The following is a 14,410-nucleotide window of genomic DNA, read 5'->3' on the forward strand; positions in this document are numbered from 1 at the left end:
GCGTCAGCAGCTTGCTACGCTGCGATCGTGGGTAGGCATCTGAGGCTTATCTAGGTCAGCCCCTTTTCTTTAACTCGAGAGAGCTTCCGCAGGGCGGCGGAAACCCCGGCCTTTGCTCCCTCCCCTGCGACGGCAGGGGAGGGTTGGGGAGGGTTGGGGAGGGGTGCCGTTGGGATCATCGCGAACCGTGGACACCCCCTCCCAACCTCCCCCTGCCGTCGCAGGGGGAGGAGCAGAACTTCAGGGGGCCGCAGCGGCTCCGCCAGCACCAGCCTCGATCGCCGCCCAGGTCCGCAGCAGGTTGCCGCCGAGGATCTTGCGGATGTCCTCGTCCTTGTAGCCGCGCGCCTGCAGGCCGGCGACGAAGTTCGGGAAATCGGCCACCGTGCGCAGCTCGTCGGGAAGCTCGCCGCCCACGCCGTCGAAATCCGAGCCGATGCCCACGTGGTCGATGCCGATCAGCTTCACCGCATAATCGACCTGGTCGAGCACCGCGTCGATCCGCGTCTGCCGCGGCGGGTGCGCTTCCTCCCATGCCTTGTTGAAGGCAGCCCTGCTTTCGAGCGGCTTGCCGGCTGCCTTCAGTTCCGCGTTGCGCTTGTTGAAGTCGTTGATCGCGCGGAAGTGCGCCTGCGTGTCGGCCGCGGATTCCGGGTTGACGAACGCGGTGCCGAACGGGATCTGCACCACGCCGCCGCCGTCGGCGATCGCCTTGGCCAGCTCGTCGCTGATGTTGCGCTCGAAGTCCGGGGTGAAGTGGCGGAACGCCGAGTGGCTGGCGATCACCGGCACCGTGCTCAGCTCGATCGCCGCGGCCGCGGACTCGTCGGACAGGTGGGAAACGTCGACCATGATGCCGAGCCGGTTCATCTCGGCCACCACCTGCTTGCCGAACGGGCTCAGGCCGTGCCACTTGCGCTCGATCGCGTACGAGGAATCGGCGATGGCGTTGGCGGCGCTGTGGGCGAGGGTGATGTAGCGCACGCCGCGGTCGAAGAAGAACTGCACGTTGGACAGGTCGTCGCCGATCGGCGCGCCATTCTCCATGCCCAGCGGCAGCAGCACGCGGTCGCCCTTGCGCAGGCTGTCGACATCCTTCGGCGAAAGCAGCAGCGCGAACTTGTCCGGGTGGCGCTGCGCCAGGGCCTCGACCGAGTCGATCATCTCGTTGGCCACCTGCCACGCGCTATCGTCCTCGTCCTGCTTCGGCGAGGTGTAGATCGACATGAAGGCGACGTCCAGTCCGCCGGCGTGCGCCTTCGGGTAGTCGAACTCGCGGCCCTCCGCTTCTTCGCCCAGATCCATCCAGCCGTCCATCAGCATGCCGGGCGCGTCGATGTGGGTGTCGACGATGACCGCGTCCTGCGCCAGCGCGCGGGAGGCATCGGTGGCCTGCGCGGATGCGAGCGCGGGGACAAGGGCGAGCAGCAGGACGGGAAGGGTGCGATGCATTGTGGCCTCCGGGTTGGACGGGGAATCCGCGGGTTGGATCGGTTCCGCGGAGTGATGTTGCGGATGCTTCTGCAGGAGCGGCTTCAGCCGCGAGCTTTGCTCCCTCCCCTGCGACGGCAGGGGAGGGCTGGGGAGGGGTGTCTTTCGGATCAGCGCGACCCGTGACCACCCCCTCCCAACCTCCCCCTGCCTTCGCAGGGGGAGGAGCAAGGCAGGTGACGCGGTGCTCAGGCAACCCGCCGGCCGCCAGCGTACACCCCTTCGGCCAGCCGCCCGCCGAGCCAGTAGCACAGCTCCGCCGGCTGCCGCACGCGCCAGCGCACGAAATCGGCGCGCAGGCCGGCGCGCAGCGCGCCGCGGTCTTCGAGGCCGAGCGCACGCGCGCCGTTGACGGTCGCGCCGCGCAGCGCTTCTTCGGGCGTCAGCCGGAAATGGGTGCAGGCCAGCTGCATCGCCTGGCGCAGCGACAGCAGCGGCGAGGTGCCGGGGTTGCAGTCGGTTGCCACCGCCATCGGCACGTGCCGCGCGCGGAATTCGCGCAGCGGCGGCAGCTGCGTTTCGCGCAGTACGTGGAAGGCGCCGGGCAGCAGCACCGCCACCGTGCCGGCCTCGGCCATCGCGGCGACGCCGGCGACCGAAGTGTGTTCGACGTGGTCGGCCGACAGCCCTCCGAACTCGGCCACCAGCGCGGCGCCCTCGCCGTCGCTGAGCTGGTCGGCGTGCAGCTTCACCGGCAGCCCCAGCGCGCGTGCGGCCTCGAACACCCGTCGCGTCTGCGCCAGGGTGAAGCCGATCCGCTCGCAGAACGCGTCCACCGCGTCGACCAAACCCTCGGCGTGCAGGCGCGGCAGCCAGTCGACGACCGCGTCGATGTAGCCCTCCGCGTTGCCGGCGAACTCCGGCGGCAGCGCGTGCGCGCCGAGGAACGTGGTGCGGACCTGGATGCCGAGCTCGTCGCCGACCTGGCGTGCGACGCGCAGCATCTTGCGTTCGTTGTCGAAGTCCAGGCCATAGCCGGACTTGATCTCCAGCGTGGTCACGCCGTCGGCGAGCAGCGCGCGCGCGCGCTGCAGCGACTGCGCCAGCAGATCGTCCTCGCTGGCGGCGCGGGTATGGCGCACGGTGGATACGATGCCGCCACCGGCGCGCGCGATCTGTTCGTAGTCGGCGCCCTGCAGGCGCTGCTCGAACTCGCCCGCGCGGTCGCCGGCGAATACCGCGTGGGTGTGGCAGTCGACCAGCCCCGGCGTGATGCAGTCGCCACCGGCGTCGATCGCGTCACCGGCAAGCTCGGCGGGAAGTTCGGAGCGCGGGCCGGCGAAACGGATGATGCCGTCGCGCCATGCAAGCGCGCCGTCCTCGACCAGGCCGTAACCGGCGTCGCCGTCGAGCGTGACCAGCGTCGCGCCCGTGACCAGGCCATCTCCTGCAGCATGCACTGGCTTGTTCATGTGCCCGATTGTAGCGGTCGCGTTTCGCCCGCGGGCGGGGGAGAATGACGGCATGTCGACGCCAGTTGCCGCCTCCGCCACGATCGAGCGCACGCCGGAAGGCTGGCGCGCCCCCGGCATCGCCAACCTGCATTCGCACGCCTTCCAGCGCGCGATGGCCGGCATGGCCGAGCGCCAGACCAATCCGGAAGACTCGTTCTGGACCTGGCGCGAGACGATGTACCGCTTCGCCGCACGCTTCGATCCCGACACCCTGCACGCGGTGGCCGCGCAGCTCTACGTCGAGATGCTCGAGGCCGGCTACACCAGCGTGTGCGAGTTCCACTACCTGCACCACGCGCCCGACGGCCGGCCGTACGACGATCCGGCGGCGATGTCGCGGGCGCTGGTCGCCGCCGCGCGCGACACCGGCATCCGCCTGACTTTGCTGCCGGTGCTGTACATGACCGGCGGCTTCGACGGCCGTGCGTTGGGCGAGCGGCAGAAGCGCTTCGGCCACGACCTCGACGGCTACCTGCGCCTGTTCGAATCGCTGCACGCACGGCAGGACGAACGCCTGCGCGTCGGCTGCGCCCTGCACAGCCTGCGCGCGGTGCCGGCCGATGCAATGCACGACGTCATCGCGGCGCTGCCCGGCGATGCGCGCATGCACGTCCACATCGCCGAGCAGATCGGTGAAGTACAGGATTGCCTCGCGATCCGCGGCGCTCGGCCGGTGGAATGGCTGCTGGCCAACGCCGCCGTCGATGAACGCTGGACGCTGGTGCACGCCACCCACCTGACGCCGGAAGAAACGCGCGGTATCGCCGGAAGCGGCGCGACCGTTGCGGTCTGCCCGACCACCGAAGCCAACCTCGGCGACGGCCTGTTCCCGCTGCGCGCCTACCTCGACGCTCGCGGCGCCTGGGGCATCGGTTCGGACTCGCACATCTCGGTATCGCCAGTCGAGGAGCTGCGCTGGCTGGAGTACGGCCAGCGGCTGGTGACCCACCATCGCAACATCGCCGTGGGCGCCGGCTCGACCAGCGTCGGCGAAACACTGCTGCAGGGCGTGGCCGCAAGCCGCGCACGGTCGACCGGTTTCGACGACGTCGACGACCACGTCATGCTCGATGCCGCGGCGCCCAGCCTTGCCGGAGCCACCGACGAAGACATCGCCGACCGCTGGATCTTCAGCGGCAACCGCAACCTGGTGCGCGAAGTGGTGGTCGGCGGCGACCGCGTGGTCATCGACGGGCACCACCGCGACCGCGACGCGATTGCAATGCGCTATCGCAAGGCCATCGAAGTCCTGGCGTAGGTCGGGGCTACGCCCCCGACGGCTTTTGGTTTGCCGCTCCACGTCCGACTTCGACCTGACGTAGGTCGGGGCTACGCCCCCGACGGCTTTTGATCTTCGTCGCGGCCGTGTGGAAACCCATCCCACCCAAACCCTTCCCTTGAAGGAGAGGGTTTCAAGGCGTAGGTCGGGGCTACGCCCCCGACGGCTTTCGGTTTGTGGCGGCGTTGGGGAAACCCACCCCCACCCAACCCGTCCGGCCCGGCGCAGCGCGCCGGTCGTTCGGCCGGCCCGCGCGGCAGTGCCGCGCAAACGGGCCGTCCTCACCCCCTTGAAGGGGAGGGCTTCAAAGCGTGGCCGCGACCTACAGGAACATTGCGTTCATGCGCGCGTAGTCGAGGCCGTTGGCGAACGACGGCGCGAAGTCTCCGTCCAGCCACGCCTTCACCGACACTTCCGCGGTGCCGTAGGCATGCCTGAAGAACGCCGGTCCCGCGCTGATCCGCCGCACGCCGGCCTGCGCCAGCGCGTCGAGCGATGCCAGTCCCGGCATCGCCATCACGTTGATCGCCAGGCCTGGCACGGCGGCGACGATCTTCGCCGCGTCTTCCGCCGACGCTAGTCCGGGCACGAAGCCGCCGTCGGCGCCGGCATCGCGGTAGGCCACGAGTCGTTCGATCGCCATCGCCACCGCCTCGTCGCCGCTGGCCAGTCCGCGCAGGTACACGTCGGTGCGCGCGTTGACGAACAGCGGCGCTGCGCCTTCTGCTTCACGGATCGCGCGGATCTTGTCGACCAGCAGCGTCGGAGCACTGCCACCGTCTTCGATGTTCACGCCGACCGCGCCGGCACCGGCGATCGCCCGCGCCAGCTCCGCCACGGCGCGCGGATCGTCGCTGTAGCCATCCTCGATATCCACCGTCACCGGGACCGAGACCACGCGCAGCATGCCGCGCAATGAAGCCAGCAACTCTTCGCGCGGCAGCTTTCCGCCGTCGGCGTAACCAAGTGCCCACGCGACAGCGGCGCTCGTGGTGGCGATGGCGGTTGCACCGGCTTCCTGCCAGAGGCGCGCGCTGGCCGCGTCCCAGGCGTTGGGCAGCAGCAGTGGCACATCGGTGTCGTGCAGGGCGACGAACTGGGCGTGGGGTGAGAGTGTCATTGCGGGCTCCGTTGTGATGGCGACCATCTGTTGCTTTTGCAGGAGCGGCGGAAGCCGCGAGCCTTTGCCCCCTCTCCTGCGAAGGCAGGGGAGGGCTGGGGAGGGGTGTCTTTCGGATCAGTGCGAACCGTGGGCACCCCCTCCCAGCCTCCCCCTGCCTTCGCAGGGGGAGGGGCCAGGGCAGAAGCTCACGACCTGCGAGAGCATGGGGGTGTCATCAGGCGGCTCCGAACAGATCACCAGCTGGCAGCGCACCCTCCAGCGCCAGCAGGTACTGCTTGGCCGGCAGCCCACCGCCGAAGCCGGTCAGCGAGCCGTCGGCGCCGATCACGCGGTGGCAGGGCAGCACGATCGGGATCGGGTTGCGTCCGTTCGCCGCGCCCACGGCGCGCACCGCCTGAGGCTTGCCGATGCGCCGCGCGACGTCGCCGTAGCTCCAGGTCTGCCCGAAGGGAATCTCCGCCAGCGTCGACCACACCTCGCGCTGGAAGGCCGTGCCGACCGGCCGCAGCGGCAGGTCGAAGGCCCGCAGCGCGCCGTTGAAGTACGCCTCCAGCTGCGTGCCGGTCTCGCGCAGCACCGCGTTGTCGCCCTGCACCAGCGCCACGCTGCGCGGCAGCGGATGGCGCGGCGTGCTGAACCAGATCAGGCGCAGGAATTCGTCGTCCGCGCCCAGCAACAGCGGCCCGACCGGGCTCGGGACGTGTTTGGAAACGAGGTTCACGGGTTCGTCCTCCGCGCACCGTCGTTTCGCATCGGTGCATGCCTGGATGCGGCGGACGAAACATCATCGCGCTTGCGAACCGCGCGCTTCGCAGTGGTCGCGGCGGGCGCCGCCATGGCCTCGCGCCACAGCTGCAGCGTCGCGTAGCCGCGCCACGGCCGCCACGCTTCCGCGCGCGCGGTCAGCGCCTTCGCGGTCATGCGCGACCCGTCCAGCGGCACCGCCTTCTGCAGCACCAGGTCGTCGGCGGGAAACGCGTCCGGATGCCCGAGCGCGCGCAGCGCGATGTAGTGCGCCGTCCACGGGCCGATGCCGGGCAGGGCGGTCCAGCGCGCGACGAAATCGTCGAGCGTGCGCTCGACGCGGAAGTCGACGTCGCCGTCGAGCAGCGCCCTGGCGATCGTGCGAATCGTCTGCGCCCGCGTGCGGGTGATGCCGATGCTGGCAAGGTCCGCGTCGGCCAGCGCGGCGGGCGTGGGGAACAGGTGCGCCAGCCCGTGCGCCGCGTGCTCGGCCGGCAGCGGCTCGCCGAATCGCGTTGCCACCCGCGCGGCGAACGTGCGCGCCGCAGCCACGCTGACCTGCTGGCCGAGGATCGCCCGCACCGCGATCTCGAACCCGTCCCAGCCACTCGGCAGCCGCAGCCCTGGCCGCTTGCGCAGCAGCGGCTTCAGGCGCGGATCGGAGGACAGCGCATCGGCGACCGCGCGCGGATCGGCATCGAGGTCGAACATCCGCCGCAGCCGGCCAACGATGTCGAGCAGCCGCGACGCCAGCGGCGCGTGCAGCTCCAGCTTCAGCGCATGCTCGCCGTCGGGCCACCGGCTGACACGCAGCCAGCCAGGCGGCGCACCCGCGCCATCGCCGGCGATCACGCGCGCATAGCTGTCGTCGCCGACGTGCTCCACGCCCGGCAGCGCGCGACCGCGCAGGAAGCCGAGCATCGATTCGAAGTCGTAGGGCGGGCGGTAGCCCAGGCGCAGCGTCAGGTGTTCGCCGGCGTGCGCCCGGCGCGCCGTCGCCGGCCGGCGGCGCAGGTCGCGCGGCGCCATCCGGTAGGCCTCCTTGAACGTCGCGTTGAACCGGCGCAGGCTGCCGAAACCGGCGGCCAGCGCGACGCCGGTGATCGGCAGCGACGTCTCGGTCAGCAACTGCTTGGCGAACAGTAAACGTCGCGTGCCGTGCACGCTGGCCGGCGAGGCGCCGAGGCGTTCGACGAACAGTCGCCGCAGCTGCCGCTCGCCGATGTTGACGCGACCCGCCAGTGCCGACACCGATTGCCCGGCCAGCGCGCCCTGGTCGATCAGCTTGAGCGCGCGCGCAACCGCCGCGTCGCCGCGCCGCCACGTGCCATCGGTTGGCGACAACTCCGGCCGGCAGCGCAGGCACGGCCGGAAGCCCGCCGTTTCCGCCGCCGCGGCGGTGCGGTAGTAGGTGATGTTGGACGGCTTGGGCGGATGCACCGGGCACACCGGCCGGCAGTAGATGCGCGTGCTGGTCACGGCGATGAAGAACAGCCCGTCGAAGCGCGGATCGCGGCTCAGGCGTGCCTGCTCGCAGATCCGGCGCGGCGGCAGGGCGGTGGATTCGGGGGAAGGCATGCGATGCAGGCTAGCACCGCGCCGGCGCGTGGACTCGCCGGATTCGGACATTGATGCTGCGGCGGGAATGCAGGATCAAGTGCATGTCGGGCACGTAGGCCCGACCTACGGCGCTCCCGCTACGGACGTAGGTCGGGCCTACGCGCCCGACGGCTCTTGATCTCCGGTTGCCGGGGATATCCCCTCAGACCAAGAGCGCGTCGGGGATGTAACCCCGACCTACGGTCCGGAATCGCGCAGCGCCGGCAACAGCGGCGCGATGTCGCCGTCATTCGGCGCCGGCGCGATGCCCAGCAGCCGCGCCAGCAGCGGATACACGTCGACGTTGTCGAACGCGGGAATCTCCACGCCCTGCCGGAACGCCGGCCCGCGCGCCACGAACAGCGCCCGCATCGAGGGCAACGCCGGATCGTAGCCATGCGAACCACGCGCATGGCCAGGCCGCCCGGTGATGTACTCGCGCGGCAGCGCATCCCAGCCCTCGTGCATCTGGCACACGATCGGCGGGATGCGCGGGTGGGTGCCGTAATGCCAGCGCGCGGGCAGTTCGCCCTTGCGCCAGCAGTCGTAATGCTCGTGCGCGCCGAGCAATGTCGCCTCCACCGCCGCCTCGAAGCCCGGATTGGGCGCGATGCCGACCGACTGGCCGATCGATACCACCGTCGCCTCGTCCCGCGACACCATGTCCTCGATGGCGACGGCATGTCCCGGCGCCACCGTCGCCATGCCGTGGTCGGACACGATCACCAGGTTGGTGCGGTCCAGCAGCCCGCGTTCCGCCAGCCCGGCGCGCAGGCGGCCGATCGCCGCGTCCACCTCGGCCAGCGCAGCGTGTGCCTGCGGCGAATCCGGGCCATGGCCGTGCGCGGCCGAATCGACCATGTCGAAATACAGCGTCACGATCCGCGGCCGCGTCGCCGCAGGTTCGTCCAGCCACGCCAGCACCTGGTCCACGCGCTGATCGGCGGTGACGTGCTTGTCGAACGGCCGCCACTGCGACGGCCGCACGCCGCCGATCGCCGCCTCGCTGCCGGGCCAGAACATCGTCGCGCTGCGCATCCCGGCCTTCTGTGCGGTGATCCAGATCGGCTCGCCGCCCCACCAGCGCCCGTCGCCCACGGCCTCGCGGTTGGACAGCCTGAACCCGCCCAGTTCCGCGTCGCGCATCGTGTTGTGGACGATGCCGTGGTGGTCCGGACGCAGGCCGGTGACGATGCTGTAGTGGTTGGGGAAGGTGAGCGAGGGATACGAGGGATTCATCCACTGCGCGTGGACGCCTTCGGCGGCGATGCGCGACAGGTTCGGTACGAGGCCGGCATCCAGGTAGTCGGCGCGGAAGCCGTCGATCGACACCAGCACCAGCGGGTCAGGCGCCTGGGCGGCCGGTGGCGTCGAGACGCACGCGGCCAGCGACAGCAGCACCAGCAACAGGAGAGGCAAGCGAAGCCCGAACGGGCGGCGGAGCAGGGCGGGAGTGGGGTGGTCGCGGAATCGTGTCATCGGGCCATGATACGGGCAGCGCATGACATCCTCGCGCGCCGCCGTGCCTGACGCGGGCCTAAACCACGCTGGCTCGCACAGCGCCGGTTCGCGACGAGCGGCGTATGGTCGTGGATGCAGGGGTGCACGACACCCCGAACGACCCCGACCCCACGGAGGTGTGCCATGAAACGCTTGATGATCATCCTCGCCGCTGCCGGTTTCGCATCCGTTGCCGGCGCGCAGCAACCCACCGAGGTCGAACAGAGCCTCGAACCGGGCGCCGCCGCGGTCGGCACCGAAGCCAGCGATGCCTCGGTCAGCGACCGCAACTGCCTGCGCCACACCGGCTCGCGCATCACTACCAGCGAGAACGCGAAGGCCCGCCGCGCTGGCAAGGCCGGCGACAAGTGCGCCAACGCCTTCGGTCGCGCCTACGACCGCGAGGACATCGAACGCACCGGCGCCACGGACGTGAAGCAGGCGCTGCAGATGCTGGACCCCGCGATCCATTGACCTGGCTCCGCGTCGCTGCAACACAACGCCCGGGCATGCCCGGGCGTTTTCATTGAAGCGGCTCCGGCGGACAGGATCTTCATCAACAACTGCACTCCTGGATCGCCAATTGCTCTTGATCGTCATTCCCGCGAAGGCGGGAACCCATGCCCGCGATCTTCCAGGTCGCTGAAGTACCGGGTCCCACGACTTCCCCGCTGGCCTGGTCATCATCCGGAAGAATCAACGCTCGAACACCGCCGTCGCCCCCGGATAATCCACCGTGATCCGGAAGCCGCGGAACGTCTCGCCCCCCAACGCCCCATCCACCGGCATGTCCATCCACTGCGCCATGAACTCGTGGAACGCCCGGTCCGGCCGCTCCGAGAACCACGCAGGCCCGGTGGTGTAACCGGCGATCTCCACCGCCGGCACCTGGATCATCGCCATCCCGCCGTCGCCCTTCTCGATGTAAGGCCAGTCCGGGTGGCGCTCGCGCCAGCGCTGCATCACTTCGCGGGTGATGAAGTTGCCCGCACGCTGGCGCACCGACGCATCGCCCAGCCGTGCCGCCGCCGCTTCGTCGAGGCGGAACGTCGCCCCGGTGTCGAACAGGAACTGCAGGTCCTCGCCATCGATCCGCGCCGGGATGCGCGGGAAGTGCGTGGTGTGCCTGCCGTCGGCGTCCGCCTGGAAGCCCAGCTGCACCACGTGCGCCGGCTCGGCCTCCGGCAGCGCGCCGTCGGGCAGCAGCCGCAGCGTGCCGGCGCGGTAGTCCCACTCCCAGGTGCGGTCGCCGAACCACGCCGTACCCAGCATGCCGTCGTGCATCCACGCCGGCCCCGGCATGATCGCCAGCTTGACGTCGGCGGACTTCGGCGGCGGGATCCATGGGCCCGCGTAGGTGGGCCACGTCGTCACGCCGTAGACGGGCTCGTGCTCCGAGCCGAGGTTGTTGTCCTTGTCGTACGACAGCCCGAGCTTGTCCGCGCCGCGCGTGGTGAGGTTCATGCCACCGCCCGAATCGGTGAACAGCCGCAGGGTCTTCCCGCCAGGCGCCTGCGCGTCGACGAAGAACCGGTGGTGCTCCATCGTCGCCGGCAGCGTGTGGGGCAGCTGCGGCGTGGCGGCGGGCTCGGCGGCGAGCACGGGGGAAGTGGCCAGCAGCGCGAGCCATGCGAGTGATCGCATCATCAAAGTCCGTTTGTGGGGAGGAGCCCAAGCCTGCCGCCGCGTAGCCGCCGCGGCCAGTGACCGTGGTCACCATGACCATGGTCCCGCAGCGGTGCCGCGCCACCGCCGGCCCACGCAGCCTCGATGCGATAATCCCCGCCAACATGCACCCGCAGGTCCCCGCCATGTCCGATCGCAAGCCGTCCCGCCTCGACGCCACCCGCAGCATCCGCGCCCCGCGCGGCAGCGAACTCAGCTGTAAGTCCTGGCTCACCGAGGCCCCGTTCCGGATGATCCAGAACAACCTCGACGCCGAAGTGGCCGAAAACCCCGCCGAACTCGTCGTCTACGGCGGCATCGGCCGCGCCGCACGCGACTGGGACTGCTACGACGCCATCCTCAAGTCGCTCAAGACACTGGGCGACGACGAAACCCTGCTCGTGCAGTCCGGCAAGCCCGTCGGCATCTTCCCCACCCACGCCGACGTCCCGCGCGTGCTGATCGCCAACTCCAACCTCGTCCCGCACTGGGCCACCTGGGAGCACTTCAACGAGCTCGATAAAAAAGGCCTGATGATGTACGGCCAGATGACCGCCGGCAGCTGGATCTACATCGGCAGCCAGGGCATCGTGCAGGGCACCTACGAAACCTTCGTCGAGATGGGCCGCCAGCACTACGGCGGCAACCTGAAGGGCAAGTGGATCCTCACCGCCGGCCTGGGCGGCATGGGCGGCGCGCAGCCGCTGGCTGCGAGCCTGGCCGGCGCCTGCAGCCTCAACATCGAATGCCAGCAGTCGCGCATCGACATGCGCTTGCGCACACGCTACGTCGACGAACAGGCCAGCGACCTCGACGACGCGCTCGCCCGCATCGCGAAATACACCGCGGCCGGCGAAGCGAAATCCATCGCCCTGCTCGGCAACGCCGCCGAAATCCTGCCGCAGCTGGTCGAACGCGGCGTGCGCCCCGACGCCGTCACCGACCAGACCAGCGCCCACGACCCCGTGCACGGCTACCTGCCCATCGGCTGGACCGTCGAGCAATGGCTCACCGAACAGAAGCAGCATCCCGGGAAAGTCCGCGACGCCGCCAAGCAGTCCATGCGCGTGCACGTCGAGGCGATGCTCGCGTTCGAAAAGCGGGGCATCCCCACCTTCGACTACGGCAACAACATCCGTCAGATGGCGTTCGACGAAGGCTGCAAGGACGCCTTCGACTTCCCCGGCTTCGTTCCCGCCTACGTGCGCCCGCTGTTCTGCAAGGGCATCGGCCCGTTCCGCTGGGTCGCGCTGAGCGGCGACCCCGAGGACATCTACAAAACCGACGCCAAGGTCAAGGAACTGATCCCCGACGACAAGCACCTGCACAACTGGCTCGACATGGCCCGCGAGCGCATCGAGTTCCAGGGCCTGCCCGCGCGCATCTGCTGGGTCGGCCTGGGCCAGCGCCACAAGCTGGGCCTCGCGTTCAACGAGATGGTCCGCAACGGCGAACTGAAGGCCCCCGTCGTCATCGGCCGCGACCATCTCGACAGCGGCTCCGTCGCTTCACCCAACCGCGAAACCGAAGCGATGATGGACGGCAGCGACGCCGTCAGCGACTGGCCGCTGCTCAACGCCATGCTCAACGTCGCCGGCGGCGCCACCTGGGTGTCACTGCACCACGGCGGCGGCGTGGGGATGGGCTACTCGCAGCACAGCGGCATCGTCATCGTCTGCGACGGCACCGAAGCCGCCGACAAGCGCATCGCCCGCGTGCTGTGGAACGATCCCGGCACCGGCGTGATGCGGCATGCGGATGCGGGGTATGAGATTGCGAAGGCTTGTGCGAAGGAGCAGGGGCTCAAGCTGCCGATGGCTTGACTGGCCGGCACTTGATGGCGACCCCTTTTTGTGCCATATTTGGCCCTGAATTTGGAGACGAAATATGGAAGCCATCCTCGCCGACGCAAGCATCAGCATCACCGAGCTCAAGCGCAATCCGAGCGCAGTGATCGAGGCGGCCGACGGCGAATCGGTGGCCGTCCTGGTGCATAACAAGCCAAGCGCCTACCTGGTGCCGGCAGCCACCTACAAGCGTCTTCTGGATCGGCTGGAAGACCTTGAACTGGCCGAACTCGTGCGCTCGCGCGCCAACGAACGCCGGATCAAGGTCGAGCTTGATGCGCTATAGCCTGGAGTTCGTGGAATCCGCGCTGAAGGAATGGCGCAAGCTCACGCCCGGCATTCGCGATCAGCTGAAAGGCAAGCTGCGAGAGCGCCTCGACAATCCGCATGTCCCCGCGGCACGCCTGCATGGCCTGCCGAACTGCTACAAGATCAAACTGCGCACCGTCGGCTACCGGCTCGTCTATCAAGTCGACGACAAGGTGGTCGTCGTCACCGTTGTGGCCGTCGGCAAGCGCGACAAGGGGCTGGTTTATCGTGCCGCGGAGAAGCGCACGCGCAAGTGAATCCGCCAAGACGGTGCGCGCGGCGCTGCATGCGGCTTAAGCCCGTAGGATGGGTAGAGCGTAGCGAAACCCATCGCCGTGCAAGCCCGTGATTGGTTTGCATCCGGTGCGGCGGGTGGGTGATGGGTTGACCAGCTTCGCTGTTGAATGCCGCCTTCGGCTCTACCCATCCTGCGGGTTAGAATCCCGCCGCCCGCATCCGGGCGAGATGGGAGAACCGTCATGAAACACATCAATTCCGACCAGGTTTCCTTTTGAGGTAACGAGCAAGCGTCGCAGAGGCTTCCCCTCCGAAACCCAGGTCAAGAGGGGTCGCCGTGTCGTCCATGGGCACAAGGAACTCACGGAGAAGTTGGGCCGCAACGACCCTTGCCCATGCGGCTCGCGGAGGTTGTTTCAAGGGCTGCTGCCGTGCCAAGGGCAGGTTTTGATGGCGTCAACCGTCATGACTACCATCGCTGAGCACATCCGGGCCACGCTCTCTTGGAGCGTGGCCCTTTTCGTCGCCTGCAGACGTCCATGACTTCATTGGCTCACATCTTCTTTCCAATCGCGAAACCGAAGTCATGCAGGACGGCAGCGACGCCGTCAGCGACTGGCCGCTGCTCAACGCCATGCTCAACGTCGCCGGCGGCGCCACCTGGGTGAGCCTGCACCACGGCGGCGGCGTGGGGATGGGCTACTCGCAACACAGCGGCATCGTGATCGTCTGCGACGGCACCGAAGCCGCCGACAGGCGCATCGCCCGCGTGCTGTGGAACGACCCGGGCACCGGCGTGATGCGGCATGCGGATGCGGGGTACGAGATTGCGAAGGCTTGTGCGAAGGAGCAGGGGTTGAAGCTGCCGATGGGGTAGGGGAAGCCACTTGTGTCGGCCAGTCGCCCCTCTGTTACGTCCTGCTGTTCGGGGGCGTAAGCATTACATCTTCGCTTGGGAGCGATAGCGCCAGTCTCGAACCGGTGGAATGTTCGGCTCCTGTTAAAAGGCTGATTCCAGAGAAATTTTCCTATTGGAAGGTTTCTGCTGTGCGGGTGCATACTCTGCGCAACGCCTCCGGGGAGAGGCTGAATTAGTAGTTAGGCCTCATGAAAGTTCTCTTCGCCATCCTATGTTCGGCGCTACTCAGCGGGTGTGCTGAAT

At 68.9% G+C, this 14,410-nt stretch carries 14 protein-coding genes; 7 read left to right on the forward strand and 7 right to left on the reverse strand.

From position 1 onward, the window contains the following. Nucleotides 1-240: 240 nt before the first annotated feature. On the reverse strand, nucleotides 241-1,452 hold the full coding sequence (locus tag ACFONC_RS15350) for a dipeptidase (RefSeq protein WP_386745549.1): 1,212 nt from the start codon (nucleotides 1,450-1,452) through the stop codon (nucleotides 241-243). 227 nt (nucleotides 1,453-1,679) lie between these two features. Beyond that, nucleotides 1,680-2,903, reverse strand: coding sequence for an imidazolonepropionase (hutI, locus tag ACFONC_RS15355; protein ID WP_386745551.1), 1,224 nt, complete (start codon nucleotides 2,901-2,903; stop codon nucleotides 1,680-1,682). Nucleotides 2,904-2,955: 52 nt separating this feature from the next. Here hutI and ACFONC_RS15360 point away from each other — a divergent pair, with 52 nt between their 5' ends. Continuing rightward, the gene (locus ACFONC_RS15360; RefSeq protein WP_386745553.1) at nucleotides 2,956-4,203 is read left to right on the forward strand and encodes a formimidoylglutamate deiminase; all 1,248 of its coding nucleotides are present in this window, start codon (nucleotides 2,956-2,958) and stop codon (nucleotides 4,201-4,203) included. A gap of 343 nt (nucleotides 4,204-4,546) precedes the next feature. On the opposite strand, the gene ACFONC_RS15365 is transcribed toward ACFONC_RS15360, so the two are convergent. The 4 genes from ACFONC_RS15365 to ACFONC_RS15380 all read right to left on the reverse strand — a co-directional run bounded on the left by ACFONC_RS15365 (nucleotide 4,547) and on the right by ACFONC_RS15380 (nucleotide 9,169). Further along, nucleotides 4,547-5,344 carry an isocitrate lyase/PEP mutase family protein gene (locus tag ACFONC_RS15365; RefSeq protein WP_386745555.1) on the reverse strand — a complete coding sequence of 266 codons (798 nt, stop codon included), beginning with the start codon at nucleotides 5,342-5,344 and terminating at the stop codon, nucleotides 4,547-4,549. 217 nt (nucleotides 5,345-5,561) lie between these two features. Beyond that, complete coding sequence (locus tag ACFONC_RS15370) at nucleotides 5,562-6,068, reverse strand: methylated-DNA--[protein]-cysteine S-methyltransferase (RefSeq protein ID WP_386745557.1); 507 nt, start codon at nucleotides 6,066-6,068, stop codon at nucleotides 5,562-5,564. Continuing rightward, on the reverse strand, nucleotides 6,065-7,669 hold the full coding sequence (locus ACFONC_RS15375) for an AlkA N-terminal domain-containing protein (protein ID WP_386745559.1): 1,605 nt from the start codon (nucleotides 7,667-7,669) through the stop codon (nucleotides 6,065-6,067). The genes ACFONC_RS15370 and ACFONC_RS15375 overlap by 4 nt, the downstream gene beginning before the upstream one ends. 219 nt (nucleotides 7,670-7,888) lie before the next feature. Next, nucleotides 7,889-9,169 carry an alkaline phosphatase family protein gene (locus tag ACFONC_RS15380; protein ID WP_386745560.1) on the reverse strand — a complete coding sequence of 427 codons (1,281 nt, stop codon included), beginning with the start codon at nucleotides 9,167-9,169 and terminating at the stop codon, nucleotides 7,889-7,891. A 165-nt stretch (nucleotides 9,170-9,334) separates the two neighbouring features. Between ACFONC_RS15380 and ACFONC_RS15385 the strand changes: the two genes are divergently transcribed. Beyond that, entirely contained in the window at nucleotides 9,335-9,664 is a 330-nt protein-coding gene (locus ACFONC_RS15385) for a hypothetical protein (protein ID WP_386745562.1), read from the forward strand. 222 nt (nucleotides 9,665-9,886) lie between these two features. Here ACFONC_RS15385 and ACFONC_RS15390 read toward each other — a convergent pair whose 3' ends face one another. After that, the gene (locus ACFONC_RS15390) at nucleotides 9,887-10,837 is read right to left on the reverse strand and encodes a hypothetical protein (RefSeq protein WP_386745563.1); all 951 of its coding nucleotides are present in this window, start codon (nucleotides 10,835-10,837) and stop codon (nucleotides 9,887-9,889) included. A 164-nt stretch (nucleotides 10,838-11,001) separates the two neighbouring features. Here ACFONC_RS15390 and hutU point away from each other — a divergent pair, with 164 nt between their 5' ends. The 5 genes from hutU (at nucleotide 11,002) to ACFONC_RS15415 (ending at nucleotide 14,125) form a co-directional block, all read left to right on the forward strand. Beyond that, nucleotides 11,002-12,678, forward strand: a complete 1,677-nt coding sequence (gene hutU / locus ACFONC_RS15395; protein WP_386745565.1) for a urocanate hydratase — start codon at nucleotides 11,002-11,004, stop codon at nucleotides 12,676-12,678. Nucleotides 12,679-12,742: 64 nt separating this feature from the next. After that, nucleotides 12,743-12,988, forward strand: coding sequence for a type II toxin-antitoxin system prevent-host-death family antitoxin (locus ACFONC_RS15400; protein WP_344759182.1), 246 nt, complete (start codon nucleotides 12,743-12,745; stop codon nucleotides 12,986-12,988). After that, a complete protein-coding gene (locus tag ACFONC_RS15405) occupies nucleotides 12,978-13,268 on the forward strand; it encodes a type II toxin-antitoxin system RelE family toxin (RefSeq protein WP_386745567.1) in 291 nt (96 codons plus the stop codon). Before ACFONC_RS15400 ends, ACFONC_RS15405 begins: the two co-directional genes overlap by 11 nt. 352 nt (nucleotides 13,269-13,620) lie before the next feature. Then, nucleotides 13,621-13,791 (forward strand): SEC-C metal-binding domain-containing protein, encoded by a 171-nt coding sequence (locus ACFONC_RS15410; protein WP_386745569.1) that lies wholly within the window; start codon nucleotides 13,621-13,623, stop codon nucleotides 13,789-13,791. Next, nucleotides 13,727-14,125, forward strand: a complete 399-nt coding sequence (locus tag ACFONC_RS15415) for a hypothetical protein (protein ID WP_386745571.1) — start codon at nucleotides 13,727-13,729, stop codon at nucleotides 14,123-14,125. The genes ACFONC_RS15410 and ACFONC_RS15415 overlap by 65 nt, the downstream gene beginning before the upstream one ends. The last annotated feature ends 285 nt before the right edge of the window (nucleotides 14,126-14,410 follow it).

This window comes from Luteimonas soli (assembly GCF_042648865.1).
In the GTDB taxonomy this organism is placed as follows: domain Bacteria; phylum Pseudomonadota; class Gammaproteobacteria; order Xanthomonadales; family Xanthomonadaceae; genus Luteimonas; species Luteimonas soli.

Bases quoted from the DNA above. Each gene is read 5' to 3' on its own strand.
- ACFONC_RS15350 (WP_386745549.1), bottom strand. From the start codon at position 1,452: ATGCATCGCACCCTTCCCGTCCTGCTGCTCGCCCTTGTCCCCGCGCTC.
- hutI (WP_386745551.1), bottom strand. From the start codon at position 2,903: ATGAACAAGCCAGTGCATGCTGCAGGAGATGGCCTGGTCACGGGCGCG.
- ACFONC_RS15360 (WP_386745553.1), top strand. From the start codon at position 2,956: ATGTCGACGCCAGTTGCCGCCTCCGCCACGATCGAGCGCACGCCGGAA.
- ACFONC_RS15365 (WP_386745555.1), bottom strand. From the start codon at position 5,344: ATGACACTCTCACCCCACGCCCAGTTCGTCGCCCTGCACGACACCGAT.
- ACFONC_RS15375 (WP_386745559.1), bottom strand. From the start codon at position 7,669: ATGCCTTCCCCCGAATCCACCGCCCTGCCGCCGCGCCGGATCTGCGAG.
- ACFONC_RS15380 (WP_386745560.1), bottom strand. From the start codon at position 9,169: ATGACACGATTCCGCGACCACCCCACTCCCGCCCTGCTCCGCCGCCCG.
- ACFONC_RS15385 (WP_386745562.1), top strand. From the start codon at position 9,335: ATGAAACGCTTGATGATCATCCTCGCCGCTGCCGGTTTCGCATCCGTT.
- ACFONC_RS15390 (WP_386745563.1), bottom strand. From the start codon at position 10,837: ATGATGCGATCACTCGCATGGCTCGCGCTGCTGGCCACTTCCCCCGTG.
- hutU (WP_386745565.1), top strand. From the start codon at position 11,002: ATGTCCGATCGCAAGCCGTCCCGCCTCGACGCCACCCGCAGCATCCGC.
- ACFONC_RS15400 (WP_344759182.1), top strand. From the start codon at position 12,743: ATGGAAGCCATCCTCGCCGACGCAAGCATCAGCATCACCGAGCTCAAG.
- ACFONC_RS15405 (WP_386745567.1), top strand. From the start codon at position 12,978: ATGCGCTATAGCCTGGAGTTCGTGGAATCCGCGCTGAAGGAATGGCGC.